Origin of the sequence: Tsukamurella sp. 1534 (genome assembly GCF_000312385.1) — a bacterium.
In the GTDB taxonomy this organism is placed as follows: Bacteria; Actinomycetota; Actinomycetes; order Mycobacteriales; family Mycobacteriaceae; genus Tsukamurella.
In genome coordinates this window covers 1,728,791-1,755,389 of the sequence record NZ_HE997626.1, presented here as the reverse complement: position 1 = coordinate 1,755,389, position 26,599 = coordinate 1,728,791, and the positions used below count along the sequence as shown (strand labels likewise).

Here is a 26,599-nt window from a genome sequence, read left to right as displayed (position 1 = left end):
CCGAAGTGCGTCGATCGGCAACAGGTTCTCCCGCAACGCACGACTGCGCCCCGGGAACGGCGTTCCCGGGGCGCAGTCGACGGAGGCGTCGACTACTCGTACGCGACCTTCCAGTGCTTGATGCCGTTGAGCCAACCCGACCGCAGGCGGCGCGGCGGCTCGAGCTCGCGGATGTTGGGCATGACGTCGGCGATCGCCTTGAACATCAGATCCATCTCCAGCCGCGCCAGGTTGGCGCCCACGCAATGGTGCGTGCCGGAACCGCCGAAGCCCACGTGCGGGTTGGGGTCGCGGAGGATGTTGAAAGTGTAGGGGTCCTCGAAGGCGTCCTCGTCGAAGTTGGCCGAGGCGTAGAAGAGCGCGACGCGCTGCCCCTTCTTGATCGTCTGCTCCCCGAGCTGGACGTCCTCGAGCGCGGTCCGCTGGAACACCGAGACGGGCGTGGCCCACCGGACGATCTCGTCCGGCGCGGTGCGGGGCCGTTGTTCCTTGTAGATCTCCCACTGCTCCGGGTGATCGACGAAGGCCTTCATGCCGTGGCTGATCGCGTTGCGGGTGGTCTCGTTGCCGGCCACGGCGAGCAGCAGAACGAAGAACGCGAACTCATCGCTGCCTAGCGACTCCCCGTCGATGTCGGCGTGGATGAGAGAGGTCACGATGTCGTCCATGGGGCACTTCCGGCGCTCCTCAGCCAGGTTCCAGGAGTAGCCCGTGAACTCGGTCATCGCCTCCAGGTAGTTGCCCTCGAACTCGGGATCGTCGTAGGCCATCATCGAGTTCGACCAGTCGAACAGCTTCTTCCGGTCCTCCTGGGGCACGCCCAGCAGTTCGGCGATCGCCTGGAGCGGGAGCTCGGAGGCGACCTGCTCGACGAAGTCGCCGCCGCCGGTCTTGCGCGCCTCGTGCACGATCCGCTCGGCACGCTCGGCCAGCGCGTCGTGCAGCGACTGCACCGCCTTCGGGGTGAAGCCGCGCGAGATGATGCGTCGCGTCTTGGTGTGCTGGGGCGGATCCATGTTGAGCAGGAGCATGCGCTGCATGTCGATCTGCTCGCGCTCCATCTCCGGCCCGAACCGGACGATCGCGCCGTTCTCCCAGTTGGAGTACTGCTTCGGATTACGCGAGATGGCCTTGATGTCGTCCAGTTTGGACACCACCCAGAAGCCACCGTCGTCGAAGCCTGTGGTCCCGGGCGGCACGTCCTGCCACCACACCGGCGCGGACCGCCGGAGCTCGGCGAACTCGGCCTCGGGCCGCCGCTCGGACCACAGATCAGGGCTGGTGAAATCGAACCCCGCGGGGAAGTGCACGCTCACGCCGCCTCCTCAAGCGCTGCCGCCTGGGACTGGCCAGGCGTATCTGAAACATGTTCTACTCATTCAAGCACAGTCCGCGTCGTCGTGAGCTAGATTGCGAGATACGCGGGGTGCATGGCATCCAATCAGGCCAGAAGCATCCATCGACGCCATCGGCGGACCTCGACAGATCTGCGCGGCGGCGGCACAATCAAGAACGTGCTCTACCCAGGCGGTAGGGCGGAAGGTGAGGTCCGTTCGATATGGGTACCCCCGTCATCGTCGACGCCGTACGGAGTCCGATCGGCAAGCGCAACGGCTGGCTGAGCGGCCTGCACCCGGCGGAGCTTCTCGGCGCCACCGTGACCTCGCTCCTGGATCACGCCGGCGTCGATCCCGAACTCGTCGAGCAGATCGTCGGCGGCAACGTCACCCAGGCCGGCGAGCAGGCCGGGAACATCACCCGGACCGCCTGGCTCAACGCCGGGCTCCCCGAGCTCACCGGTGCCACCACGATCGATGCGCAGTGCGGCTCCGCGCAGCAGGCCACCGGCCTCATCGCGGGCCTGATCGCCACCGATGCCATCTCGGTCGGCCTGTCCTGCGGCGTCGAGTCGATGAGCCGCATCCCGCTCGGCGCCAACCGCCCGGAGGGGCTCGGCAATTCGCGCCCGCCGTCGTGGACCATCGACCTGCCCAACCAGTTCCTCGCCGCCGAGCGCATCGCCGAGCGCCGCGGCTTCACCCGCGAGCAGGTCGATGCCTTCGGCCTCGAGTCCCAGCGCAAGGCGATGCGCGCCTGGGAGGAGGGACGGTTCGAGCGGGAGGTCGCGCCCCTGAAGGCACCGGCCATGGCCGACGGTGCGCCCACCGGCGAGACCTTCCTCGTCTCCTGGGACCAGGGCCCGCGCGAGAGCACGATCGAAGGCCTGGCGAAGCTCAAGCCCATGCTCGACGGTGGCCGGCACACGGCCGGCACCTCGTCGCAGGTGTCCGACGGTGCGGCGGCGGTACTCCTCATGGACTCCGACCGCGCGGCCGCGCTGGGCCTCAAGCCCCGGGCGCGGATCGTCTCCCAGGCGCTCGTCGGCGGTGAGCCCTACTACCACCTCGACGGCCCCATCCGCGCGACGGAGCGGGTACTGGAGCGATCCGGCCGCTCGCTCGCCGATATCGACCTGTACGAGGTCAACGAGGCCTTCGCCTCGGTCGTGATGTCCTGGCAGCAGGTCACCGGCGCCGATCCGGACAAGCTCAACGTCAACGGCGGGGCGATCGCCCTGGGGCACCCGGTCGGGTCCACGGGGGCCCGCCTCATCACCACGGCCCTGCACGAGCTCGAGCGCCGCGACGCGTCCAGCGCCCTCATCGCCATGTGCTGCGGCGGTGCGATGGCGACCGGCACGATCATCGAGCGGGTCTGAACACGATGCGGGTGGCGGTGACCGGCGCAGCCGGATTCGTGGGCGGGAACCTCCTGCATCAGCTGGTCGAGCACGGCCACGATGTGGTCGCCATCGACCGGACCGCGTCGCCGCACGCGCCCGAGGGCGTGCGCTGGGTGCAGGCCAGCGTCCTCGACCCCGAGGCTATGCGCGAAGCCCTCCGCGACGTCGAGGTGGTGTACCACCTGGTCGCGATGATCACCCTCCGGATGGAGGACGAGGTCGCGTGGCGGCTCAACACGGAGGGCGTGCGCACCGTCGCGCGCGCCGCCCTGGAGTCCGGCGTCCGGAAGATGGTGCACCTGAGCTCGATCCACGCGTTCGACCAGGACCTGGTGGACGTGATCGACGAGACGGCACCACGCTCCGAGCGGCCCGAGATCCCGGTCTACGACCGTTCGAAATGGGCCGGCGAGCAGGAGCTGCGCAAGGTCATCGAGGACGGGCTGGACGCCACCGTCTGCAACCCCACCGGCGTGTGGGGCCCGGCGGACCACGGCGCCACGCTGTCGCGGCTGAACCGGCTGGCACACACCGCCGCCCGCGGGCGAATGCCAGCGTTCGTCTCGAAGGCGGGGTTCGACCTGGTCGACGTACGGGATGTCGCGACGGGGGTGATGCTGGCCGCGGAGAAGGGACGCACGGGCGAGAACTACCTCCTGGGCGGCGAATTCGCGCCGATCATCGACGCCATGCGACTGTCCGCACGCGCCGCGGGCAAGCCCGGGCCGCTCGTGGCCCTGCCCATCGGAGCGCTGGCCGCGGTGATGCCCGTTCTCGAGCCGATCAACGCGCGGCTCGGATCGGACGTCCTCTCCAAAGCCGCACTGGGTCCACTGTTCGCGTCCCCGCTGGTGGACATCAGCAAGGCGCGCAACGAACTCGGCTACTCCCCTCGCTCGATGTCCGCCACCGCCGAGGAACTCGTGGAGTTCTTCGCCCGCAGCGGCCGGCTCGGCACCCGGCGGCGATAGCCGCCCAGGAACTCGGCCCGCTCACCGCGCCGAGACGCGACCGGCCGCGCGGAATCCCCTCCCGCGCGGCCGGCTTCGTCGTTTCGGCCCCCGTCAGGCTCCGTACACGGGCTCGGGCTGGGGCCCCTCGGCGACGAGCTCGCGTACGACAGAACCCAGTTCAGCCGGCTCCCACCGCGCGCCCTTGTCCCGCCCCGGGCCGTGCCGCCACCCCTGGGCGACGGACACCTTGCCTCCCTCGACCTCGAACACCCGGCCGGTGACGTCCGCGGAGTCCGTGCTCCCGAGCCACACGACCAGCGGGGAGATGTTCTCCGGCGCCATGGCGTCGAATCCGTCCTCGGGAGCGGCCATGTCGTCCGCGAACGTCACCTCGGTCATCCGGGTACGCGCGGCCGGCGCGATCGCGTTCACGGTGATGCCGTACCGGGCCATCTCCGCCGCAGCCTGGATCGTCATCTCCGCGATCCCCGCCTTCGCGGCGGCGTAGTTCCCCTGCCCGATGCTGCCGAGCAGGCCGGCACCCGAGCTGGTGTTGACGACCCGCGCGTCGGGCTGCCGTCCCGCCTTCGACTCGTCGCGCCAGTACGCGGCCGCGTGCCGGAGCATCGCGAAGTGACCCTTCAGGTGCACCCGCGTCACCGCGTCCCACTCCTGCTCGGACATGGTCACCAGCATCCGGTCGCGCAGGAAGCCCGCGTTGTTGACCAGTACGTCGAGCCGGCCGAACTCGTCGATCGCGGTGCGGATCAACGCCTCCGCGCCGTTCCAGTCCGCGACGTCGGACCCGTTCGCGACGGCGCGTCCGCCGGCCGCGCGGATCTCGTCGACCACCTGTTGCGCGGGCCCGCTCGAGGCGTCCGCGCCGTCGAGCCCGACGCCGTAGTCGTTGACGACGACCGCGGCGCCCTCCGCCGCGAACGCCAGTGCGTGAGCCCGGCCGATTCCGCGGCCGGCGCCGGTGATGACGACGACTCTGCCGTCGACGATTCCACTCATGGATCTTCTCCTGCTTCTCAGTTGCGTTCCCGCTCGCCGTGATCCGCGGTGGCGGCGGCGAGGAAGGCGGGGCGTTCGCCACCGCCGTGGACGAGGAGGGTCGCGCCGCTGACGTAGGACGCGAGGGGCGAGGCGAGGAAGGCCGCGCACGCGCCGATCTCCTCGGGATCGGCGAGCCGGCCGAGCGGGATCGTCGCCCCGATGGCCGCGATCCCGGCCTCGTCGCCGTAGTGCTGCTCCGCAGCCTCGGTGCGCACCATGCCCACGTCGAGCGCGTTGACCCGGACGGCGGGCGCGAACTCGACCGCGAGGCTCGCGGTGAGCGAATCGAGCCCGGCCTTGGCGGCGCCGTAGGCAGCGGTGCCCGGCGACGGGCGGGTGGCGCTCACGGAGGAGACGTTGACGATCGCCCCGCCTCCCGCCCGCTGCATGGCCGCATTGGCACGCTGCGCCACGAGCAGCGGGGCGAGCAGGTTGAGCCCGATCACCTTGTCGTGGAAGCGCGGCGACGCCGTCGCGGCGTCCGCGAACGGCGCGCCGCCCGCGTTGTTGACGAGGACATCCAACCGGCCGTGCCGGTCGACGATCCCGTCCACGAGCGCGGCCACCTGTTCCGGCTCGCGCACGTCGGCGGCGACGAACTCGGCCACCGCACCGTCGGCCTCGACGGGACGCTCGGGCTCCCGGCGCGCGCAGACCACCACCGTGGCGCCGTGACGCAGGAACACGCGGGCGATGCCCGCCCCGATCCCGCGGACGCCGCCGGTCACGAGGACGACCGCGCCGTCCAGTCCCAGGGCTAGTTCAGACAACGTTTCCCACCTTCGTAGTTCCGGTGCACCCGGCACCGGTGGTAGCGTACCAAGCAATTGCTAGGTTTAGATCATGTTCTACCTCCCTACCTCGAAGGAGGCACTGTGCCTTCACCGGTCACGACCACCGTCCAAGCCCCCGGCATCCACGTAGTCACCGTGGACGCGCCGCCGGTCAACGCCCTCACCGTGCAGGGGTGGTTCGACCTCGCGGAGGCGATCACCGCCGCCGGGCGCGACCCCGAATGCCACGTCGTGGTGCTCCGCGCCGCCGGGCGCGGCTTCAACGCCGGCGTGGACATCAAGGAGATCGACGCCTCGGAGGGCTACGGCGCCCTCATCGGTGCCAACCACGGCTGCGCCGCCGCGTTCTCGGCGGTGTACGACTGCGCGGTACCCGTCGTCGCCACGGTCAACGGCTATTGCCTCGGCGGCGGAATCGGCCTCGTCGGCAACGCCGATGTGGTGGTGGCCTCCGACGACGCGACCTTCGGCCTGCCCGAAGTGGATCGGGGCGCCCTCGGCGCCGCGACGCACCTCGCGCGTCTCGTGCCCCAGCACCTGATGCGGACGCTGTACTTCACGGCGGGCACGGTGACCGCGCAGCAGCTGCACCACTTCGGCTCCGTGTATCGCGTGGTGCCGCGCCCGGAGCTCGACGAGGCCGCGCTCGACGTGGCTCGCGCGATCGCGGCGAAGGACACCCGCGTGATCCGCAAGGCGAAGGAGGCGATCAACGGCATCGACCCCGTGAACGTGCACACCAGTTACCGGTACGAGCAGGGCTTCACGTTCGAGCTGAACCTCGCGGGGTACTCGGACGAGCACCGTCAGGAATTCGTCGCCACAGGCCGCACGGTCGGCGAGGCGAAGGAGGAGAAGGCATGAGCGACAAGCGGATGACCCCCGAGCAGGTCGTCGACCGACTCGAGGACGGGATGACCCTCGGCATCGGCGGCTGGGGCTCTCGGCGTAAGCCGATGGCGCTGATCCGCGCGATCCTGCGATCCGACCTCAAGGACCTCACCGTGGTCTCCTACGGCGGGCCCGACGTGGGCCTGCTCGCCGCGGCGGGCAAGATCCGGAAGCTGGTGTTCGGCTTCGTCACCCTGGACACCGTGCCGATCGACCCGAACTTCGCGCGGGCGAGGCAATCCGGGGCGATCGAGGTCGCCGAATGGGACGAGGGCATGTTCGCGGCGGGGCTCAAGGCGGCCGTCCAGCGGCTCCCGTTCCTCCCCGTCCGCGCCGGCCTCGGATCGTCGGTGATGGACGTCAACCCCGACCTGCGCACGATCCGCTCGCCGTACGCCGACGGCGAGGACCTCGTGGCCGTGCCCGCCCTCCGGCTGGACGCCGCCCTCGTGCACATGAACCGGGCCGACGAGCGCGGCAACGCCCAGTACCTCGGTCCCGACCCGTATTTCGACGACGACTTCGCGCTCGCCGCGGACGCCTGCTACGTCTCGTGCGAGCGCATCGTGAGCACCGGCGATCTGGTGGCGGGCGGCCCCGTGCAGTCGCTCCTTCTCAACCGCAGCGCCGTCACGGGTGTCGTGGAGACGCCCAACGGCGCCCACTTCACCACCGCCGCACCGGATTACGGACGCGACGAGAAGTTCCAACGACACTACGCCGCGAGCGCCAAGGACCCCGACGCGTGGGCCGCGTTCACCGAGCGCTTCCTCACCGGCGACGAGGCGCACTACCAGGCCGAGGTGGCGGCATGGGCCGCCGAACAGGAGGATCGGACATGACCGACATCACCCGCGCAGAGGTCTGCGTCGCCGCGATCGCCGACCTGTTCCGCGGCGACGGGGAGATCACCGCCAGCCCCATGGGGCTCATCCCGTCGCTGGGCGGCCGCCTGGCCCGACTCACGTTCGCTCCCGATCTGCTGCTGTCGGACGGCGAGGCGTACCTCGTCGCCGATGCGGCGGACCCGTCCGCCGGCATCGAGGGCTGGCAGCCGTTCAAGAAGGTGCTCGACGTGGTGGTGCCGAACGGGAAGCGCCACGTGATCATGGGCGCCAGCCAGATCGACCGGCACGGCAACCAGAACATCTCGGCCATCGGCGATCACGCCGCGCCGACGCGTCAGCTGCTGGGCGTGCGCGGCGGCCCGGGCAACACGGTGAACAACCGCACGTCGTACTGGATTCCGAAACACTCGACCCGGGTGTTCGTCGAATCCGTCGACGTCGCCAGCGGCGTGGGGTACGACAGGGCGAAGGCCGCGGGCCCCGCGGCGGCGCGCTTCCACGACGTGTACCGGGTGGTCACCGACCTCGCGGTGCTGGGCTTCGACGCCGACGGCGCGATGACGCTGCTGTCCGTCCACCCCGGCGTCACCGAGCAGCAGGTCCGCGACGCGACCGGGTTCGAGCTGACCGGCGCCGGCGTCCCCGAGACGCGCCTACCGACCGCCGATGAACTCGAGCTCATCCGCACCGTCGTCGATCCGAAGAACCTGCGCTCCAAGGAGGTCCCCGCATGACGTTGCGGACCCGCCTGACCGACCTGGTGGGGATCGAGCACCCCGTCGTCCAGACGGGGATGGGATGGGTGTCCGGCGCGCACCTCACCGCGGCGACCGCGAACGCCGGTGGTCTCGGGATCCTCGCTTCGGCGACCATGACCTACGCCGAGCTCGAGACCGCGATCCGGAAGACCAAGGAGCGCACCGACGAACCGTTCGGAGTCAACCTGCGTGCGGACGCCGAGGACGCCCAGCAACGGGTGGACCTCCTGATCCGCGAGGGCGTGAAGGTGGCGTCCTTCGCACTGGCCCCTCGCAGGGAGATGATCGCGCAGCTCAAGGACGCCGGCCTCGTGGTGATCCCGTCGATCGGCGCGGCCCGACACGCGGAGAAGGTCGCATCCTGGGGCGCCGACGCCGTCATCGTGCAGGGCGGCGAGGGCGGCGGCCACACGGGCGGCGTCGCGACGACTCTGCTGCTGCCGTCCGTCCTGGACGCCGTGGACATCCCCGTCATCGCGGCGGGCGGGTTCTTCGACGGCCGCGGCCTGGCTGCGGCGCTGTCCTACGGCGCCGCGGGCGTCGCGATGGGCACGCGGTTCCTGCTCACGAAGGACAGCCGGGTCCCCGATTCCGTCAAGGCGGAGTACCTGCAGCGCGGCCTGGGCGACACCGTCGTGACCACCAAGGTCGACGGTATGCCGCACCGGGTGCTGCGCACCGCCCTCGTCGATGCGCTGGAGCGTTCGCGCGGCGCCGCCACGCTGGTGCACGCCGCGCGGAACACCCTGCGATTCCAGGCCCTCACGGGCGTCTCCTGGAAGGGACTGATCGACGAGGGGCTCGCCCTGAAGAAGGGGGGCGACCGCACCTGGAGCCAGCTGATGATGTCGGCGAACACGCCGATGCTGCTGCGGGCGGGCCTCGTCGACGGCAACACCGAGGCCGGAGTCCTGGCGTCGGGCCAGGTCGCCGGGATCATCGAGGACCTGCCGACGGTGGCCGAGCTCGTCCCGCGCATCGTCGCCGAGGCCGAGGACCGTCTGGCCGCCGCGGCCGCCCTCCGCTCCTGACCGCCGGCACCACCCGCACCCGTCCCCACCCCGTCCATGCCCACCCCCACCCTGACTTAACAGCGTTAGCCCATGCTGAAACGCCAGGTGGACGTCTGGGCTAACGCTGTTAAGTCAGGAACGCGGGGCCGACGGGGCCGACGGGGCCGGCGGTGGGGTCAGGCGAAGCGCATGACCTCGCTGTAGACGGTCTTCATGTCGTCGAAAGCTCGCGAGGAGACCTTGAGGGTCGAGTAGGCGACGGCGTCGACACTGCCGATGCAGCCCTCGATGCTGACGCGCTTCTCACCGAACCGCACGCCGAAGGACTCACCCACCGCGGGTTTGTCGATCGTCTTGGTGCCGACGGGGAGGTAGACGATCGCGCCGGGCGCCGTCTTGATCACCTGGTTCTGCGTCAGCCCCAGGGAACCGCCGACGCCCACGAGCGCGGCCCCCGCCGCCGGAATGCTGCCGGCGAGCGCGCCGCCGGCTCCGATCGTCTGGTTACTCCCGATCCACGACTCGAACCCACCGTCCTTGACGCCGCAGGCGACCACGTAGCCGACCTCCACCGTCGCCGATTCGACGCCGCCCGGACCGGCGGTGATCACGCCTTCGGCCTTGCCGTCGACGTACGCCAGGCGCGACTTGTTGTCGCCGGCCAACGGCGGGAACAGCTTGGCCTTGAGGTCGAACAACGCGATCTGCGCGTTGAGCCCCTCCGGGGACTTGACGGTCTGCTTCGCCCCCTTCACCGGACCCGACGGGTTCTGCGGGGTGATCTGGGCGGAAGCGGGTCCCGCTGACATCACGGTGCCCGCGCAGGCGGCGGCCACGACGACCGCCGTTCCGAGCTTGATTCGACGCACTCTTCGACTCCTCTGGTCACGCCTGATTGACAACGCACAGAGAATCACAGCAAACAATATTTGCCAACCCGGCACAGCCGCCGACGACGTTCTGCGACACAACCAAGAGGTCTTGCGACAAACCGCAATGAGTTCGTTATCTCGAATAGCTTCTTGTGCATCGATCCGAACGGCGTTCACCAGTGCCGATCCTTGACCAGACCGAGAACTCTGAGTAACTTCTGAGAATCAGGCGAGAGTGGACCCCACGTTCGACGCACCAGCGGGACGCGGATGCGGTAGACCTTCCCTGGTGAACGGAGACGAAGGTAGGGTGGTTGTTCTTTGCCACTCAACATCGGGGTTGCGATGAAACAAGGAGTGACACGGTGCAGATCCTGTACCTGCACAGCGCCGCGACGCCCCTGAGCGCGCCGCCGCTGGAAGCACGGCTCGAGCCACTGGGCCACGGCGTGTTGATGGTGCCGCTCGTGCACGCCGCGCCGCTGTACGCACTCACCGGTGTCGGCGCGGTGCTCATCGAGACGACCAACGGCGACTCGTTCGACGCCTGCCGCGATCTCCGCCGGATCTCCGATGTGCCGATCATCATGATCGGCGACCATCACGACGAGGTCCACGCCATCACGGCCCTCGCCGTGGGCGCCGACGACTACCTCGTCCGGCCCGTCTCCGGCAGGGAGATCGATGCGCGCCTGAGGGCGATCGGCCGACGGGTCCGCGCCGAGAACTCGTGCACACTCACGTGTCGCACGCACGGTGGGGCGGACGACACGACGGTGGTGATCGAGCAGAGCGGCCTCACCATCGATTCGGTCACCCGTACCGTCACGCGGTCCGGGCACCCCGTTCCCCTGACTCCCACCGAGATCGGCCTCCTCATTGCGCTGGCGTCCCGGCGCGGCGTGCCGCAGTCGCGGGACACCCTGCTCCGCCAGGCCTGGGGTCACGACTACCTCGGGCGATCGAGGATCGTCGACAACGCGGTGCAGCGCCTGCGCACCAAGATCGACACGAACGACTGGCGGCACATCAGGAGCGTCCGGGGCTTCGGCTACTCGCTGCGCTGACCGCCGGCCGAGCGGCTACGCGAGCCGCTCGATGACGGTCACGTTGGCGGTGCCGCCCCCCTCGCACATCGTCTGCAGTCCGTAGCGTCCGCCGCGGCGCTCGAGCTCGTGCAGCAGGGTGGTCATCAGTTTGGCGCCCGTCGCGCCGAGGGGGTGGCCGAGCGCGATGCCGCCGCCGTTGACGTTCACCTTCTCGTGCGGGATCCCCAGTTCGTCCATCCAGGCGAGAGGCACCGAGGCGAACGCCTCGTTGCATTCGAACAGGTCGATGTCGTCCACCGTCAGTCCCGTCTTCCGCAGCGCGTACTGCGTCGCCGGGATCGGCCCCGTCAGCATCCACACGGGGTCCGCCGCGCGGACCGAGATGTGGTGGATCCGCGCACGGGCACGGAGGCCGTGCGCCTCGACGAAATCGCCGGAGGCCACGGTGACCGCTGCGGCGCCGTCCGCGATCTGGCTCGCGACCGCGGCGGTGATCGCCGAACCCTCGGCGAGGGGGGCCAGGCCCGCCATCTTCTCCAGAGACGTTCCACGCCGGGGCGTCTCATCGACGGCGAAGTCGCCGACCGGGGCGATCTCGTCGGCGAACCGGCCCTCGTCGGTCGCGGCGAGCGCGCGCTCGTGGCTGGCGAGAGCGAACTCCTCCATCCGGCTCCGCGAGATCCCCCATTTCGTGGCGATCATGTCCGCGCTGGCGAACTGCGACACCTCGACGTCGCCGTACCGCTCGCGCCACCCCGTCGAACCGGAGAACGGGTCATCGAACCCGTACTCCCTCCCCGCCAGCATGGCGGCGCTGATCGGGATCGCGCTCATGTTCTGCACCCCGGCCGCGACCACGACGTCGGCGGTACCGGACAGCACGGCCTGCGCGGCGAAGTGCACCGACTGCTGGCTCGATCCGCACTGCCGATCGACGGTCACGCCCGGGACGTGCTCGGGCAGGCCCGCGGCGAGCCACGCGGTGCGCGCGATGTTGCCGGACTGCGGGCCGATGGTGTCGCAGCAGCCCATGATCACGTCGTCGACCAGCTCGGGGTCGATGCCCGAACGCAGGACGGCGGCGCGCAGCACGTGCGCGCCGAGGTCGGCGGAATGCACCTCGGCGAGCGAACCGCCGCGCTTGCCCGTGGGGGTGCGGACGGCGTCCACGATGTAGGCGCCGCTGTTGTTTCCGGTCATGACTTCTCCTTGTCGGGCTGCGCGATCCCCTGCTCGAGGATCTTCAGGTACTGGCCGGCGACCTCGCCGACGGGCAGCTGGCCACCGGGGCGGTACCAGCGGATCGCGACCCAGACGGTGTCGCGCAGGAAGCGGTAGGTCACGTCGATGTCGAGATCGGCCCGGAACGCACCGGACTCCACACCGCGGGTGAGGATCCCGCGCCACATGGTGCGGAACTCCTCCAACAGGTCGGCGATGTAGCGGAACCGTTCCTGCTGGGCGAGGCCGCGGGCCTCGGCCTGGTAGATCGCCACTGCGTCCGGACGGGCGTCGATCGCGTCGAACGACGCGATCACGCAGCCCCGCAACTGTTCCCGAGGATCATCGACAGTCGCGAGCACCTCCCGGTAGCTGCCGAACAGCTCATCGAGGAAGTCGCGCAGGATGTCGTCGAGCATCGACTCCTTGGAGTCGAAGTGGTGGTACAGGCTCCCCGACAGGATTCCCGCGGCGTCCGCGATATCGCGGACGGTGGTGGCGCGGAACCCGTTCTCGGCGAACAGCCGCGCGATCACGGTGAGCAGCTCGGTCCGCCGCGCCGACGTGTCCGGTCTACGCATGCTGGCTGCTCACGGACACGACCTCGCCCGTCATGTAGCTCGCGTAATCCGATGCGAGGAAGGCGATCACGTTGGCCACCTCCCACGGTTCGGCGGCGCGGCCGAACACCTCGCGACGGGACAGCTCGTCGAGCAGCTCGTCGGAGGTGACCTTCGCGAGGAAGGGGTGCATCGCGATGCTGGGCGAGACCGCGTTGATCCGTACGCCGTGCGGCGCCGCGTCCACGGCGGAACACCGGGTGAGCGCCATGACGCCGGCCTTGGCCGCGGCGTAGTGGGCCTGCTCCTCCTGGGCGCGCCACCCGATCACCGACGCGTTGTTCACGATCACCCCGCCCCCGCCCTGGTCGATGAAGCGGTTGATCGCGGCGCGGGTGGCGCGGAAGGTACCGGTGAGCGTCACGTCGAGGACGCGCGACCACTGCTCGTCGGTCATGTCCTGCACCGCCACGCTCCCGCCGAGCCCGGCGTTGTTGACCAGCACGTCGACCCGGCCGAACCGGTCCGCGGCGCCGTCGAGCAGGCCCTGGACCTGTTCCTCGACCGTGACGTCGCAGGGGATGGAGTGCACGCGGTCCCCGAAGTCGGCGGCCAGCTCGGCGGCCTTCTCGCCGAGCCGCCGCTCGTGCCAGTCGGAGACCACGACGCGCGCGCCCTCCTCGAGGCAGCGCCGCGCCGTCGCGGAGCCGATGCCGGTACCGGCCGCCGCGGTCACGACGACCACGCGCCCCTCGAGGAGGTCACGCCCCCGGGGGTACGGGGGTGCGGGGATCGCGGGTGCGGTGGGCGGGTTCTGTGCGGTCACGGTCGTGCCTCCCTCGGCAGGCCGAGCACGCGCTCGGCGATGATGTTGCGCTGGATCTCGTTCGAGCCGCCGTAGATCGTGTCGGCCCGGGTGAACAGGTAGAGCCGCTGCCAGTCGTCGAGCTCCGGTTCGGCCAGTAGGCCCGACGGTCCGCGGACAGCCATCGCCAACTCGCCGAGGCGCCGGTGCCAGTTGGCCCACAGCAGCTTCGCGACCTCGGCGGTGCCGGTTTCGGCCGAACCCAGCGAGCGCAGCGCGTGCGCGCGCATCACGTCGAGTTCCATCCAGGCCCGGCGCAGGGCCTCCGCGATCTCGGGGCGATCGGCGACGCCGGTGTCGAGAGCGAGGTCGGTGAGCCGCTGCAACTCCCGGCGGAAGCCGAGCTGCTGTCCCAGGGTCGCGACCCCGCGCTCGAATGCGAGGGTGCCCATCGCCACTCGCCAGCCGTCCCCGGGCGCGCCGACGACGTTGGCCGCGGCGGTGCGGGCACCGTCGAAGAACACCTCGTTGAATTCGGAGGTGCCGGTGAGCTGCACGATCGGCCGCACCTCGATGCCCGGCTGGTCCATCGGGACCAGCAGGTAGGAGAGGCCGCGGTGCCGCGACGAGCCCGGCTCGGTCCGCGCGACCACGAAACACCAGTCGGCGACGTGGGCGAGCGATGTCCACACCTTCTGACCGCTGATCACCCATTCGTCGCCCTCGAGCCGGGCCTGCGTGCTGACGTTGGCGAGATCGGACCCGGCGCCGGGCTCCGAGTAGCCCTGGCACCAGAGCTCGCGGACGTCCCGGATCGCGGGGAGAAAACGCTCCTTCTGCTCCTCGGTGCCGAACGCGATGAGCGTGGGCCCCAGCAGCTCCTGCCCGAGGTGCGAGACCTTGGCGGGCGCACCCGCGCGGGCGTACTCCTCGTGGAAGATCACCTGCTGCGCGAGGGTCGCTCCCCCGCCGCCGTTCTCGGTCGGCCAGCCGATGCAGTTCAGGCCCGCCGCCGCGAGGTGACGCTCCCACGCGATGCGCTCCTCGAAGTACTCGTGTTCGCGGCCGGGGCCACCGGCACCCCGCAGCTGCGCGAACTCGCCGGCGAGGTTCGTCGCCAGCCAGTCCCGGATACGGGTGCGGAAATCCGCGTCGGTCTCGGTGCTCGCCGTGGCCACCGCACTCCCTTCGCCGCGCCCTCGAGCAGCCGCTCGGGGGATTCGAGTTACACAGACACTCAACGCACTGTAACGTGTTCTACCAAGCACTTGCTAGGTAGGAGGATTTTCGCATGTCGCGCACCATCGCACAGGCCCTCCGTGCGTCCGCGGAGCAGTTCTCGGGGAACGAGGCGGTGGTCGACGGCGACCTCCGCATCACCTACGCAGACCTCCACCACCGGGTCCGCTCCGTCGCGAAGGCCCTCCTCGCCGAGGGCGTGCGCGGCGGCGACCGGGTGGCGATCTGCGCGCCGAACGGGCACGAATGGATCGAGGCCGCGCTCGGCGCCGCCTACATCGGGGCGGTCCTGGTCCCGGTGAACACCCGCTACACCGGCCCGGAGATCGTCGACCTCCTGGTCCGGACCCGCGCCCGGGCCTTCGTGGTGGCGGGCGAGTTCCTCGGCGTCGACCGGCTGGACCTCGTCAGGGAGACCGCCGGCGGCCTGCCGCCGGACATCGCCGCCGTCCTGCGCACGCCGGACTGGGACGGCGTCCCCGCGCGCGGCGCCGGCGTGCCGGACGACGAGCTCGACCGCGCCGCGGACGAAGTGACCCCGGACGCCCCGTCGGACGTCTTCTTCACCTCGGGCACCTCGGGCCGGAGCAAGGGTGCGATGAGCACGCACGCGCAGACGCTCGCGAACGCGGCCAACTGGTCGGAACTGGTGGGCGTCACCGACACCGACCGCTACCTGATCCTGAGCCCGTTCTTCCACATCTTCGGCTACAAGGCCGGCGTGCTCGCCGCCCTGCAGTTCGGCGCGGCGATCTACCCGGCGCAGACCTTCGACGTGGTGAGGGCGTTCGATCTCGTGCAGCGCGAACGCATCTCGGTACTCCCGGGCGTTCCCACCGTCCACCAGATGATGCTCGACCACCCGGACCGCGACCGCTACGACCTGTCCAGCCTGCGCGCCGCGACCACGGGCGCGGCGACCATCCCGGTCGTGCTCATCGAGCGGATGCGGGCGGAGCTGTACGAGCGGGTGCTCACGGCCTACGGGTTGTCCGAGGCACCCGTCGTCACGATGTGCCGCGCCGACGACGCGCCCGAGGTCATCGCCACCACGTCCGGGCGCGCGGTACCGGACATGGAGGTCCGGATCGCCGACGACGGGGAGATCCTGGTGCGCGGCCCCAACGTGATCGCCGAGTACTTCGAGGATCCCGAGGCGACGGCCGCCGCCTTCACCGGCGAGGGATGGTTCCGCACCGGCGACGCGGGAAGCATGGACGACGCCGGGAACCTGCGGATCACCGACCGGATCAAGGACATGTTCACCAACGGCGGCTTCAACGTGTATCCCGCCGAGGTGGAACAGGTGATCGCGCGGCTCGACGGGGTCTCGGAGAGCGCGGTGATCGGCGTTCCGGAACCGCGGCTCGGCGAGGTGGGCAAGGCGTTCGTGGTGACCGCGGCGGGCCGCGCGCTCACCGAGGAGCAGGTGATCGAGCACTGCCGCACGTCACTGGCCAATTTCAAAGTCCCGCGCAGCGTGGAGTTCGTCGACGAACTGCCCCGCAACGCAACCGGAAAGGTGCTCAAGCGCGTACTGCGCGGCGAGCCCGAACCCGTATCAGGAGAGAAGCGATGACCGAGAACACGACGCCGACCGCCGACCGCCCGGACGCGGAGGAACCCGTCACGTACGAGACCCGTGGCCCGGTCGCCGTGGTCACGATGAACCGCCCCGAGTACCGGAACGCCCAGAACTCCGCCATGACGTACGCCCTCGATGCGGCCTTCGTTCGCGCGGTGGAGGATCCCGCGGTCAAGGTGATCGTCCTCGCCGGCGCGGGCAAGCACTTCTCCGCGGGGCACGACATCGGAACCCCGGGACGCGACGTGGATCAGCACTTCGAGAACACCGCCGTACTGTGGTGGGATCACGTGGGCAAGCAGGGCGGCGACCAGCGGTTCGCGCGCGAGTCCGAGGTGTACCTGGGCATGTGCCGCCGCTGGCGGGAGATCCCCAAGCCCGTCATCGCATCGGTCCAGGGCGCCTGCATCGCCGGCGCCCTCATGCTCGCCTGGTCGTGCGACCTGATCGTGGCGTCGGACGACGCGTTCTTCTCGGACCCGGTGGTGCGCATGGGCATTCCCGGCGTCGAGTACTTCGCGCATCCGTGGGTCATGGGTCCGCGCGCCGCCAAGGAGTTCCTGTTCACGGGTGACCGCTTCACCGCGCAGCAGGCCAAGGAGTGGGGAATGGTCAGCCGCGTCGTGCCTCGCTCGGAGCTGGAGGAGGAGTCCCTCGCACTGGCCGAGCGGATCGCCGAGATGCCGACGTTCGGCCTGGCGCTGACCAAGAAGGCCGTGAACCAGTGCGAGGACCTGATGGGGATGCGCGCGGGGATGGACTCCGTGTTCGGCCTGCATCACTTCGCGCACGCGCACAACGCCGAGGTCTCCGGGGGAGACTCCCTGGGCGGCCAGGACGCCAAGTCGATGGCGTCCGGGGCCCGCCGCGCGGGCGACGGCGGAGCACCGAAGGGCGGGGGCGAGTAGGTGGACCTCGAATTCGACGAAGCCACGATCGCCTTCCGCGACGAGGTGCGGGCGTGGCTGGCGGACAACGTTCCCGCCGAACCGCTCCCGTCCTTCGACACCGCCGAGGGTTTCGCGGCGCACCGCGCCTGGGAGGCGCGGCTCGCCGACGCGGGCCTGGCGGCGGTGTCCTGGCCGAAGGAGTACGGCGGCCGCGAGGCGACGCTCCTGCAGTGGGTGGTCTTCGAAGAGGAGTACTACGCCGCCGGAGCGCCCCTGCGGGTGAATCAGAACGGGCTGTTCATGCTGGCGCCCACCCTGTTCAGCCACGGCACCGACGAGCAGCGGGCGCGCATCCTGCCCGCCATGGCGCGCTCGGAGCGCGTGTGGGCGCAGGCGTGGTCCGAACCGGAGGCCGGCAGCGACATCGCCTCCCTGCGGTCCACGGCGACCCGCGTCGACGGCGGCTGGACGCTGTCCGGGCAGAAGACCTGGAGCTCGCGGGCGGCGTTCGCGGACGGTGCTTTCGGGCTCTTCCGCAGCGAACCCGGTTCGGAGCGGCACCGCGGACTCACCTACCTGATGTTCGACCTGCGGGCGCCGGGCGTCACCGTGCGCCCCATCCCCCAGCTCGACGGCGAGCCCGGCTTCGCGGAGATCTTCCTCGATGAGGTGTTCGTCCCGGACGAGGACGTGATCGGCGAGCCGGGCCAGGGCTGGAAGGTCGCCATGACCACGGCCAACAACGAGCGCGGACTGTCGTTGCGCAGCCCGGGCCGGTTCCTCTCCGCGGCCGACGCCCTCGTGGACCTGTGGGACCGCGAGGACGGCAGCACCGAGAGCGCGGAGGCGGCCCGCGTGGCCGACGCGTGGATCGGCGCGCGCGCCTATCAGCTGTACACGTTCGGCACGGTCACCCGCCTCCAGGAGGGCGGGGAGCTGGGGCCCGAATCCAGTGTGAACAAACTGTTCTGGAGCCACCTCGACGTCGGATTGCACGAGACGGCGCTCGATCTGCTGGGCGCGCGCGGCGAGCTCACCGGCGGCACCGCGCCCGACGGGGGCCGGTGGCCCGCGGGCTACCTGTTCTCGCTCGCCGGACCGATCTACGGCGGAACCGACCAGATCCAGCGCAACACGATCGCCGAGCGGCTCCTCGGCCTTCCGAGGGGAGCACGATGAGATTCGCACCGTCGGAGGAGAACCGCGCGTTCGCCGAATCCCTCGGCGACCTGTTGGCGGGTGCCGGCACCGTGGCCGCGGCCCGCGCGTGGGCCGCGGGCGACGCCGGCCCCGGCCGCAAGGTCTGGTCCGCCCTGGCCGAACTCGGCGTCACCGGGCTGGCCGTCGATGAGGAGCACGGCGGAGTGGGCGGCGGCCCCGTGGATCTCGCGGTCGCGTTCGAGGCCCTGGGCTATCACGCGGTACCGGGCCCGGTGGTGGAATCGATCGCAGTGCTGCCCGTCCTGCTCACCGGCGGCCTCGCCGACGCGCACCTGCCCGCCCTCGCGGAGGGTGCGATCGGCACCGTCGCCATCGCCCCGCGCACGCCGTTCCTCCTGGACGCCGACGCCGCCGACCTCCGATTCGTCGCGGCGCCGGACGGCGCCGTTGCCGAGGCGCCGGCCCCCACCGGGCCGCCGCGCCGCTCGGTCGACCCCACCCGGCGCCTGTTCGACGCCCCGGAACCCGCGGGGGGGCAGGCGGGCGATCACGCCCGGGCCGAGTTGCTCGGCGCGTTCGCCGTGTCGGCGCAGGTGCTCGGCGCCGGCCGGCGACTGCTGGACGAGTCGGTCTCGTACGCGAAGGCACGGGCGCAGTACGGGCACGCGATCGGCGAGTACCAATCGATCAAGCACCTACTGGCCGATGTGGCCACACGGCTCGAGCTCGCGGCACCGCTGGTGCAGGGCGCGGCGGTCTCCCTCCTCGCGGAAGGCGGCCCGGTGCACCTGGATCCGGTGCGCGACGTCGCGGCCGCCCGCGTCGCCACCGCGGACGCCGCGTACCTGGCGGCCCGCACAGCGCTCCAGGTGCACGGGGCCATCGGCTACACCGCGGAGTACGACCTGGGGGTGTGGCTGACCAAGGTGCGTGCGCTGCAATCCGCCTGGGGCACACAGGCGCAGCACCGCGCGGCTGTGCTGGACGCGGTCCGGGGGGCGGCGCGATGAGCTCCGAACTCGACGACCTCGCCGCCGCGGTCCGCAGCGTGGTGGACCGGCGTTGGTCGCCCGCCGCCCTGCGCGCGGCGATCGACGCGCCCACGGGCCGCGACGACGCCCTGTGGTCCGTGCTCTGCGAGCAGGTGGGCGTCGCGGCGCTCGCCGTCCCGGAGGAGTTCGACGGTGTCGGCGCGGGCGTGCGCGCACTGCAGACGGTCGCGGGAGAGCTGGGCCGGCACCTGATCCCGTCCCCGTTCCTCGGCTCCTCCGTGCTCGCCACCACCGCCCTCGAGGCCGCCGGGCAGAACGCGGCCGAGTCCCTCGGCGCGTTGGCCGCCGGGGAACGGACCGCCGCCCTCGCCGACCCCGCCCTCGCCGACTCCGACCTCGCGAACGGCGGCGTCGCCGTGACGGACGGAGGACTCACGGGCACCGTCGGCCTCGTCCTGGACGGGGACCTGGTGGACCTCCTCCTGGTGCCGGTCCGCGACGGCGGCCGGACCGACCTGTACCTGGTCGACGGCTCCACGGCGCACCGTCGACACACGCCGTCCATGGACCCGACCCGGCGGTTCGCGGAGATCGTGCTCGACGGCACGCCCGGGATCCTGATGCGCGAGGATGCCGCGGCCGCGCTCGATCGTGCGACCGGAACGGCCCGGGCGGTGCTCGCCGCCGAGCAGGCGGGGGCAGCCGCGGAGGCGCTGCGACGCACGGTGGAGTACACGGGGACGCGGGTGCAGTTCGGCCGGCCGGTGGGATCCTTCCAGGCGCTCAAGCACCGGATGGCCGATCTGTTCGTACTCGTGGAGGCCTCGCGCTCCGCCGCGTACGCGGCCGGTGACGCGCTGGACCGCGGGGCACCGGACGCGGCGGTCGCCGTGGCGACGGCCGCGACGTACTGCTCCGAGGCGTTCAGCGCGGTCGCGGGCGAGATGATCCAGTTGCACGGCGGCATCGGGATCACCTGGGAGCACGACGCGCACCTGTACTTCAAGCGCGCGCACTCGTCGTCCCAGCTGTTCGGCGACCCCGCCTCCCACCTCGCCCGCAGGGAGCTCACCCACTCCTAGCGCGCCCCTGGAACACGTTCTTGCCGTTGCAGTCGCGAGCCAGTAGTTTGGTAAGCGAACAACTATCGAGGAGGTTCCATGACGACGGGCAGCGCACGGACGGACGGCGACACCTGGGACATCGCCACCAGCGTGGGGTTCACCGCACTGCTGGTGGCCGCGGCACGGGCGCTGGAGAACGACCGCGCCGATGCGCTCGCGCGCGATCCGTACGCCCGCGTTCTGGTCGAGGCGGCGGGCGAGCCGCGGGCGATCGCGATGCTCGACACCCCGGCCGACGGCTCGACGCCGATGAGCGCCATGAGCGCCAGCCGGCACCTCGGGGTGCGCACGCGGTTCTTCGACGACCATGTGCGGGACGCCGTCGCGGCGGGCGTGCGGCAGGTGGTGATCCTCGCGTCGGGCCTCGACTCGCGGGCCTATCGTCTCGATCTTCCCGGCGACGTCGACGTGTACGAGCTGGACCAGCCGGCGGTGCTCGCCTTCAAGCGCGAGACCCTGTCTGCACGGGGCATCCGGCCGGCCGCCGGCCTGCACGCCGTGCCCGTCGACCTCCGCGAGGACTGGCCGGCCGCCCTGCGGTCCGCCGGATTCGACGGTGCCGCCCCCTCGGCCTGGCTCGTCGAGGGCCTCCTGCCGTACCTTCCCGCGCAGGCGCAGGTCCTGCTGTTCGAGCGGATCGTGGAGCTGGCCGCACCCGGCAGCCGCGTCGCCGTCGAGGGGCAGACCGGCCCCCTCGATCTCGAAGGCTTCCGCGCGCTGGCGGACCGGTACTCCTCCTCGCCCGACGACCCGCTCGGCGAATTCGACGTCACCGCACTGTTCGCGGAGGACCAGGGACGCGAGGATCCCGCGGAGTACCTCGCACGGGAGGACTGGTCGATCACGCGGAGCGGCAGCCCGATCGATCTCGGCCGCGCGTACGGCGTGGAGACCGTGGTGCCGGAGGGCACGGCGCACCTCAACGCTGCGATCGGCTACTTCACGGCGACCCTGCCGGGCTGATCACGCCGCCGTCATCGTGCGGCGGCGTGGTACTCCGGGTTCGGCCGCATGTCGATCGCCGACGCCAGCCGGTTGGTCATGTTGAAGAAGGCAGCGGTGTTGGCGATGTCGTAGATGTCGCGGTCACTGAACCCGCTGTCCCGCAGGCGCTGCCGATCGGGCTCGTCCATCTTCGACGGGGCCTCGGTCAGCTTCTCCGCGAACTCCAGCATCGCCCGCTGCCGCGCCGGGAGCTCCGCCGCGCGGAAGTTCATCACGAGCGTCTCACCGAGGGCCGGGTCGCCGGAGAGCTCGCGCACCGCGGCGCCGTGCGCGGTGAGGCAGTAGAAGCACTTGTTGATCGAGGAGACGACCACCGCGATCATTTCGCGCTCGAGCGTGGTGAGGCCCGAGTCCCCCAGCATCAGATCGTTGTAGGTGGCGGTGAACGCCTTCAGTTTCGCCTCGTCGAAGGTGAGGGAGGACAACACGTTCGGCACCATGCCGAGCTTCTCGCGGCACACCGCGAGATAGCGCTCGGTCTCCTCGCTGAGCTCGCCGGCTGGTAGGTCCAGCGCGGTGATCCGTTCGGTCACGGGCGCCCTCCTTCGATCGTCGTCCCCGGTACTCCTCCCGGAGTACCAGAGCGCGGCGCGGCCCGAGCCGGTTCCGCTACATCAGGTCGCCTACATCCAGTCGTCGCCGACGGGCCAGGTGAGGAACGAATCGAGCGACAGCGCACGCGGAATGGCCTCGCCCCGTTCCGTCACGGTCTGCGTGTAGCGGCCGCGGTAGAACAGCAGGGGCCGACCGGCGTTGGGCGGACTGAGCTCCAGCACGCGTCCGATCACGATGTGGTGATCGCCGCCGTCGTGCACGGCCTCCACGGCGCAGTCGATCCAGCTGAGCGCACCGCCGAGCAGCGGCGAACCGGTGCGCGAGGGCTTCCACTCGACCGCACCGAACTTGTCGGGATGCCGGGAACCGAACACCGAGCTCACGTCCTGCTGCCCCTCGCCCAGCACGTTCACCGCGAAATGCCCGGTGCGCTCGATCGTGCGCCAGGCGCCCGAGGTCTTCATCGGGCAGAACAGCACGAGCGGCGGATCCAGGGACAGCGCGGAGAAGGACTGGCAGGCGAACCCGACGGGGCCCTCCCCGTCGGCCGCGGTGATCACCGTGACGCCGGTGCAGAAGTGCCCCATCGCGGTGCGGTAGTCGAGCGGCTCGATCGGTGCGGGGGCGTCCGTGGGGCGGGTCATCACTGCTCCTTGAATCCGATGGAGAAGTCGTGGCCCCAGAGGCTGACCGCGGTGGACTCCCGCGCGATCCAGTCGTCGTTCTCGACTTCGAGGCCCTCGCAGCCGAACTCGATGTCGAAGCCTCCGGGGGTCTTCATGTAGAAGGACAGCATCTTGTCGTTGATGTGGCGGCCCAGGGTCGCGGACATCTTGACCTTCTTGCGATTCGCTCGATCGAGGCACAGGCCCACGTCATCGGAGTTCTCCACCTCCACCATGAGGTGCACGATCCCCGTCGGGTTGGGCAGCGGCAGGAAGGCGAGCGCGTGGTGGCGCGGATTGCACCCGTAGAAGCGCAGCCACGCCGGATCGCCGTCCGCGGGGCGGCCCACCATCTGTGGGGGCAGGCGCATCGAATCGCGGAGCCGGAAGCCGAGCACTCCCTGGTAGAACTCCTGCGCGGCAGCGTCGTCCGTGCAGGTGAGCACGACGTGCCCGAGCCCCTGCTCGCCGGTGACGAACCGGTGCCCGTACGGGCTGACGAAACGCCTGCCCAGGTACTGCGCGCCGTGGAAGGCCTCGAGGGTGTTGCCCGCGGGATCCTGGAAGCGGATCAACCCCTCGACGCGGCGCTCGGCCTTCTCGTCCTTGGTCCCCTCCTCGAAGGTGACGCCGGCGGCGGTGAGGGTGTCGCGGAGCTCCTGCAGACCGGGGGCGTCGGCGACCTCCCAGCCGGACACCAGGAGCCTGTCCTTCTCGCCCGGCACGATCACCAGGCGGGCCGCGAAATCGTCCATCCGCAGGTAGAGGGAATCGGGGTCGTTGCCCGTCCCCTCCATCATTCCCAGCACCTTCAGCCCGTACTCGCGCCAGGCCGCCATGTCGGTGGCCTCGATGCGCATGTACCCGAGCGCCTTGATCGCCATGTGCCTACTTCTCCTTGTCAGCCGGCCAGGAAATCGGCCGTGAGCCGGTTGAACTCGTCGAACTTCTCGAGCTGCGCCCAATGCCCGCACTGCCCGAACACGTGCAGCTGGGCGCGCGGGATCTGCTTGAGGGCGAGCAGCGCACCGTCGAGCGGGTTGACCCTGTCCTCCCTGCCCCAGATCATGAGGACGGGCTGGCGCAGCTTGTAGGCGTCGCGCCAGAGCATGCCCTTCTCGTAGTCCGCGGACGCGAAGGACTTGCCCATCGCCGTGAAGGCGGCGATCGCCTCCGGATCGAGTGCGAGCTCGAACCGCTCCTCGATGAGTTCGGGCGTGATCATCTTCTGGTCGAAGACCATGATCCGCAGGAAGTCCTCGAGCCGCTCCTTGCTGGGCGCGGCGTAGAACTTCTGCAGGGTGCGCAGGCCCTCGGTCGGGTCCGGCGCGAAGGTGTTCACGCTGAGCCCTCCCGGGCCCATCAGCACGAGCCGGCCCGCGCGGTCCGGGAAGTCGAGAGCGAACCGCACGGATGTGCCGCCGCCGAGCGAATTGCCCACCAGGTGCACGCGTTCCGTGATCCCCAGCGCGTCGAGCAGGCCCGCGAGCGCCGTTGCGCTGTGCACGAAGTACTGCGGGTGCTCGGTCGGCTTGTCGGACCGGCCGAAGCCCGGCTGGTCCACCGCGAGCACGTGGAAGCGCTGCGCCAGAACGGGGATGTTGCGCCCGAAGTTGCTCCACGAGGAGACGCCGGGGCCGCTGCCGTGCAGCAGCACGACGGTGCCGTTGGCCCGGTTCTCCTCACCGGCCTCGTGGTAGTGCATCGTGAGGCCAGCGGCGGTGGTGGCGAACTTCCCCTCCTTGAGGACGTCCACATCCGTCTCCGTCACGGTCAGACCATCCCGTCCATCACCGGCAGGCCGAACTCGCCGGTGCCGAACATCTTGTAGGCGCGCTCCGGATCGTTCGCCGCGTGCACGCGACCGGCGTGGGCGTCGCGCCAGAACCGCTGGATCGGCGTGCCCTCGGCGAGTGCCCGGCCGCCGGAGTTCTCGAACATGCGGTCCACGGCGAAGATCGCACGCTCGGTGCCGCGCACCTGGTCGCGACGGACCTTGAGGCGCAGGTTGAACGGGATCTTCTCCCCGGCCTTGACCAGCTCGTACTCCGCGTTGACGTTCGAGATGAGCTGCAGCCAGGCCGCGTCGATCTCGCTGCCCGCCTCGGCAACGCGCACCATGGCGAACGGATCCTCCTTGGCGGACTCCCCCGCGTAGGCGGCGCGCACGCGGTTGCGCTGGTGCTCGACGTGGGCGTCGTAGGCGCCCTGCGCCATCCCGATGATCGGGGCGGTGATAGTGGACGGGTGCACCGAGCCGAAGGGCAGCTTGTACAGCGGGCTGGTGTTGACCTCCTGGCCCGGGCCCTTGCACTTGGACACCTGCTGGAAACTCAGTGCGCGGTGCTCGGGGACGAAGACGTCCTCGACCACGATGTCGTTGCTGCCGGTGCCGCGGAGGCCGACGGTGCGCCACACGTCGTTGATGACGTAGTCGCTGATCGGCACGAGGTAGGTCAGGAAGTCGACGGGCTTGCCGTCCTTGAACGCGGGGCCGCCGAGCAGCGCCCACGTGGCGTGATCGCAGCCGGACGAGAAGCTCCACTTGCCCGAGAGTCGGTAACCGCCCTCGACGATCTCCGAGCGGCCCATCGGCGCGTACGACGAGGAGACCAGCGTGTCCTGGTCCTCGCCCCACACCTCCTGTTGCGCACGGTCGTCGAACAGCGCGATGTTCCACGGGTGGATGCCGAGGATGGAGGCGACCCAGCCGGTGGAGCCGCAGGCGCCCGCGAGCATCTTGACCGCGGTGTAGAAGTCCTCCGGATCGGCCTCGAAGCCGCCGTAGCGCTTGGGCTGCAGCAGCCGGAAGAAGCCGCTCTGCTGCAGGGACTTGATCGACTCCGCGGGTACCCGGCGCGCGTCCTCGGTCTCCTGCGCGCGATCCCGGAGCGTCGGCAGCAGTTCCGCCACCTCCGCCAGCACGGCGCTGACGCTCTGTTCGCTCATGTTTCCTCGCTCTCTGCGATTCTCGGACGGGCTGGCGCCTGTCGGTGGAACCGATACTAGAACACGTTCTCGTTTTCTGGTTCGAAACGCTACACCAAAGGCTCGAATCTGCCTATCTTGCTGGTATCTCCCTTGGCCGGACCGTGACCGATCCGGCCGAAACCGGGAGATAACCGGTTACGACACCAGCCCGAGGAGTCCCATGCCCGCCAGCCGCCGCCCCGTCGCCGCCGAATCCGTGACCGACTGGACCCTGGAGGCCGATGTCGTGGTCGTGGGCTACGGGATCGCGGGCGTCTGCGCCGCCATCGAGGCGGCGCGCGCCGGCGCCGACGTCCTGATCCTCGAGCGCGCCGGGGGCTGGGGCGGTGCCGCCGCGGCCTCCGGCGGATGGATCTACCTGGGCGGAGGCACCGGCCTGCAGCGCGCGCTGGGATTCGAGGACACCGCCGAGAACATGGAGACCTTCATGACGGCCGCGCTCGGCCCCGGGGTGGACGAGGCCAAGATCCACGCCTACGCGCACGGCAGCGTCGAGCACTACGACTGGCTCGTGGGCTGCGGCGTGGTGTTCAAGGAGGAGTTCTGGGGCGAGCCCGGATGGGAGGTCCCGCACGACGAGGGCCTCGGCTACTCCGGCGGGGAGAACGCGGCGCCGTTCAACGCGGTCGCGACCCCCGCCCCGCGCGGACACGTCCCGCAGATGGCGGACAAGCGGACGGGCGTGCGGGGCGCCGGCTACATGCTGATGAAGCCCCTGGCGGAGACGGCCGAATCGCTCGGAGTGCGTGCCGAGTACGACGTGCGCACGGCCGCCCTGGTCACCGACGCCGACGGCCGCGTCGCCGGGGTGACCGCTCGCCGGTTC

At 70.5% G+C, this 26,599-nt stretch carries 27 protein-coding genes; 14 read left to right on the top strand and 13 right to left on the bottom strand.

The window, feature by feature from the left end:
• Positions 1-92: 92 nt before the first annotated feature.
• Positions 93-1,316, bottom strand: a complete 1,224-nt coding sequence (locus tag BN39_RS08540) for a cytochrome P450 (protein ID WP_019201966.1) — start codon at positions 1,314-1,316, stop codon at positions 93-95.
• A gap of 242 nt (positions 1,317-1,558) precedes the next feature.
• Here BN39_RS08540 and BN39_RS08535 point away from each other — a divergent pair, with 242 nt between their 5' ends.
• Together BN39_RS08535 and BN39_RS08530 are read left to right on the top strand one after the other, a co-directional pair.
• Entirely contained in the window at positions 1,559-2,719 is a 1,161-nt protein-coding gene (locus tag BN39_RS08535; RefSeq protein WP_019201965.1) for a steroid 3-ketoacyl-CoA thiolase, read from the top strand.
• Between the two features lie 5 nt (positions 2,720-2,724).
• Positions 2,725-3,714: an NAD-dependent epimerase/dehydratase family protein gene (locus BN39_RS08530; RefSeq protein ID WP_019201964.1), complete on the top strand. Its 990-nt coding sequence runs from the start codon at positions 2,725-2,727 to the stop codon at positions 3,712-3,714.
• Positions 3,715-3,807: 93 nt separating this feature from the next.
• Here the strand turns inward: BN39_RS08530 and BN39_RS08525 are convergent, their stop codons facing one another.
• Together BN39_RS08525 and BN39_RS08520 are read right to left on the bottom strand one after the other, a co-directional pair.
• On the bottom strand, positions 3,808-4,713 hold the full coding sequence (locus BN39_RS08525) for an SDR family oxidoreductase (RefSeq protein ID WP_019201963.1): 906 nt from the start codon (positions 4,711-4,713) through the stop codon (positions 3,808-3,810).
• Between the two features lie 17 nt (positions 4,714-4,730).
• Positions 4,731-5,525: an SDR family oxidoreductase gene (locus BN39_RS08520; protein WP_040766058.1), complete on the bottom strand. Its 795-nt coding sequence runs from the start codon at positions 5,523-5,525 to the stop codon at positions 4,731-4,733.
• A gap of 105 nt (positions 5,526-5,630) precedes the next feature.
• Here BN39_RS08520 and BN39_RS08515 point away from each other — a divergent pair, with 105 nt between their 5' ends.
• From BN39_RS08515 to BN39_RS08500, 4 genes are read left to right on the top strand one after another with little or no spacing between them, the layout of a single operon-like run.
• Positions 5,631-6,413, top strand: coding sequence for an enoyl-CoA hydratase family protein (locus BN39_RS08515; RefSeq protein ID WP_040766056.1), 783 nt, complete (start codon positions 5,631-5,633; stop codon positions 6,411-6,413).
• Positions 6,410-7,282, top strand: a complete 873-nt coding sequence (locus BN39_RS08510) for a CoA transferase subunit A (protein WP_019201960.1) — start codon at positions 6,410-6,412, stop codon at positions 7,280-7,282. The genes BN39_RS08515 and BN39_RS08510 overlap by 4 nt, the downstream gene beginning before the upstream one ends.
• Positions 7,279-8,022: a CoA-transferase subunit beta gene (locus BN39_RS08505; protein WP_019201959.1), complete on the top strand. Its 744-nt coding sequence runs from the start codon at positions 7,279-7,281 to the stop codon at positions 8,020-8,022. The genes BN39_RS08510 and BN39_RS08505 overlap by 4 nt, the downstream gene beginning before the upstream one ends.
• Positions 8,019-9,077 carry a nitronate monooxygenase family protein gene (locus tag BN39_RS08500; protein ID WP_019201958.1) on the top strand — a complete coding sequence of 353 codons (1,059 nt, stop codon included), beginning with the start codon at positions 8,019-8,021 and terminating at the stop codon, positions 9,075-9,077. The genes BN39_RS08505 and BN39_RS08500 overlap by 4 nt, the downstream gene beginning before the upstream one ends.
• A 158-nt stretch (positions 9,078-9,235) precedes the next feature.
• Here the strand turns inward: BN39_RS08500 and BN39_RS08495 are convergent, their stop codons facing one another.
• Positions 9,236-9,928 (bottom strand): MspA family porin, encoded by a 693-nt coding sequence (locus BN39_RS08495; RefSeq protein WP_019201957.1) that lies wholly within the window; start codon positions 9,926-9,928, stop codon positions 9,236-9,238.
• Positions 9,929-10,296: 368 nt separating this feature from the next.
• Here BN39_RS08495 and BN39_RS08490 point away from each other — a divergent pair, with 368 nt between their 5' ends.
• Positions 10,297-10,998 (top strand): response regulator transcription factor, encoded by a 702-nt coding sequence (locus BN39_RS08490; protein WP_019201956.1) that lies wholly within the window; start codon positions 10,297-10,299, stop codon positions 10,996-10,998.
• Positions 10,999-11,013: 15 nt separating this feature from the next.
• Here the strand turns inward: BN39_RS08490 and BN39_RS08485 are convergent, their stop codons facing one another.
• From BN39_RS08485 to BN39_RS08470, 4 genes are read right to left on the bottom strand one after another with little or no spacing between them, the layout of a single operon-like run.
• Positions 11,014-12,180: an acetyl-CoA C-acetyltransferase gene (locus BN39_RS08485; protein ID WP_019201955.1), complete on the bottom strand. Its 1,167-nt coding sequence runs from the start codon at positions 12,178-12,180 to the stop codon at positions 11,014-11,016.
• Positions 12,177-12,782: a TetR/AcrR family transcriptional regulator gene (locus tag BN39_RS08480; protein WP_019201954.1), complete on the bottom strand. Its 606-nt coding sequence runs from the start codon at positions 12,780-12,782 to the stop codon at positions 12,177-12,179. Before BN39_RS08480 ends, BN39_RS08485 begins: the two co-directional genes overlap by 4 nt.
• Positions 12,775-13,587: an SDR family oxidoreductase gene (locus tag BN39_RS08475; protein WP_019201953.1), complete on the bottom strand. Its 813-nt coding sequence runs from the start codon at positions 13,585-13,587 to the stop codon at positions 12,775-12,777. The genes BN39_RS08480 and BN39_RS08475 overlap by 8 nt, the downstream gene beginning before the upstream one ends.
• Positions 13,584-14,744 (bottom strand): acyl-CoA dehydrogenase family protein, encoded by a 1,161-nt coding sequence (locus BN39_RS08470; protein ID WP_019201952.1) that lies wholly within the window; start codon positions 14,742-14,744, stop codon positions 13,584-13,586. The genes BN39_RS08475 and BN39_RS08470 overlap by 4 nt, the downstream gene beginning before the upstream one ends.
• A gap of 113 nt (positions 14,745-14,857) precedes the next feature.
• Here BN39_RS08470 and BN39_RS08465 point away from each other — a divergent pair, with 113 nt between their 5' ends.
• The 6 genes from BN39_RS08465 (at position 14,858) to BN39_RS08440 (ending at position 21,520) form a co-directional block, all read left to right on the top strand.
• Positions 14,858-16,384 carry a FadD3 family acyl-CoA ligase gene (locus BN39_RS08465; protein WP_019201951.1) on the top strand — a complete coding sequence of 509 codons (1,527 nt, stop codon included), beginning with the start codon at positions 14,858-14,860 and terminating at the stop codon, positions 16,382-16,384.
• The gene (locus tag BN39_RS08460; RefSeq protein WP_019201950.1) at positions 16,381-17,298 is read left to right on the top strand and encodes an enoyl-CoA hydratase; all 918 of its coding nucleotides are present in this window, start codon (positions 16,381-16,383) and stop codon (positions 17,296-17,298) included. The genes BN39_RS08465 and BN39_RS08460 overlap by 4 nt, the downstream gene beginning before the upstream one ends.
• The gene (locus BN39_RS08455; RefSeq protein WP_019201949.1) at positions 17,299-18,459 is read left to right on the top strand and encodes an acyl-CoA dehydrogenase family protein; all 1,161 of its coding nucleotides are present in this window, start codon (positions 17,299-17,301) and stop codon (positions 18,457-18,459) included.
• Positions 18,456-19,451 (top strand): acyl-CoA dehydrogenase family protein, encoded by a 996-nt coding sequence (locus BN39_RS08450; RefSeq protein ID WP_019201948.1) that lies wholly within the window; start codon positions 18,456-18,458, stop codon positions 19,449-19,451. The genes BN39_RS08455 and BN39_RS08450 overlap by 4 nt, the downstream gene beginning before the upstream one ends.
• Positions 19,448-20,515, top strand: coding sequence for an acyl-CoA dehydrogenase family protein (locus BN39_RS08445; protein WP_019201947.1), 1,068 nt, complete (start codon positions 19,448-19,450; stop codon positions 20,513-20,515). Before BN39_RS08450 ends, BN39_RS08445 begins: the two co-directional genes overlap by 4 nt.
• A gap of 78 nt (positions 20,516-20,593) precedes the next feature.
• The gene (locus BN39_RS08440; RefSeq protein WP_019201946.1) at positions 20,594-21,520 is read left to right on the top strand and encodes a class I SAM-dependent methyltransferase; all 927 of its coding nucleotides are present in this window, start codon (positions 20,594-20,596) and stop codon (positions 21,518-21,520) included.
• Between the two features lie 11 nt (positions 21,521-21,531).
• Here the strand turns inward: BN39_RS08440 and BN39_RS08435 are convergent, their stop codons facing one another.
• From BN39_RS08435 to hsaA, 5 genes are all read right to left on the bottom strand, one after another.
• A complete protein-coding gene (locus BN39_RS08435; protein ID WP_019201945.1) occupies positions 21,532-22,095 on the bottom strand; it encodes a peroxidase-related enzyme in 564 nt (187 codons plus the stop codon).
• 90 nt (positions 22,096-22,185) lie between these two features.
• On the bottom strand, positions 22,186-22,761 hold the full coding sequence (gene hsaB / locus BN39_RS08430; protein ID WP_019201944.1) for a 3-hydroxy-9,10-secoandrosta-1,3,5(10)-triene-9,17-dione monooxygenase reductase subunit: 576 nt from the start codon (positions 22,759-22,761) through the stop codon (positions 22,186-22,188).
• Positions 22,761-23,666: an iron-dependent extradiol dioxygenase HsaC gene (hsaC, locus tag BN39_RS08425; RefSeq protein WP_019201943.1), complete on the bottom strand. Its 906-nt coding sequence runs from the start codon at positions 23,664-23,666 to the stop codon at positions 22,761-22,763. The genes hsaB and hsaC overlap by 1 nt, the downstream gene beginning before the upstream one ends.
• Before the next feature lie 17 nt (positions 23,667-23,683).
• On the bottom strand, positions 23,684-24,553 hold the full coding sequence (hsaD, locus tag BN39_RS08420; RefSeq protein WP_040766055.1) for a 4,5:9,10-diseco-3-hydroxy-5,9,17-trioxoandrosta-1(10),2-diene-4-oate hydrolase: 870 nt from the start codon (positions 24,551-24,553) through the stop codon (positions 23,684-23,686).
• 2 nt (positions 24,554-24,555) lie between these two features.
• Positions 24,556-25,731: a 3-hydroxy-9,10-secoandrosta-1,3,5(10)-triene-9,17-dione monooxygenase oxygenase subunit gene (gene hsaA, locus BN39_RS08415; protein ID WP_019201941.1), complete on the bottom strand. Its 1,176-nt coding sequence runs from the start codon at positions 25,729-25,731 to the stop codon at positions 24,556-24,558.
• A 202-nt stretch (positions 25,732-25,933) separates the two neighbouring features.
• Here hsaA and BN39_RS08410 point away from each other — a divergent pair.
• On the top strand, positions 25,934-26,599 hold a 666-nt coding region (locus BN39_RS08410; RefSeq protein ID WP_040766053.1), incomplete at its 3' end, for an FAD-dependent oxidoreductase.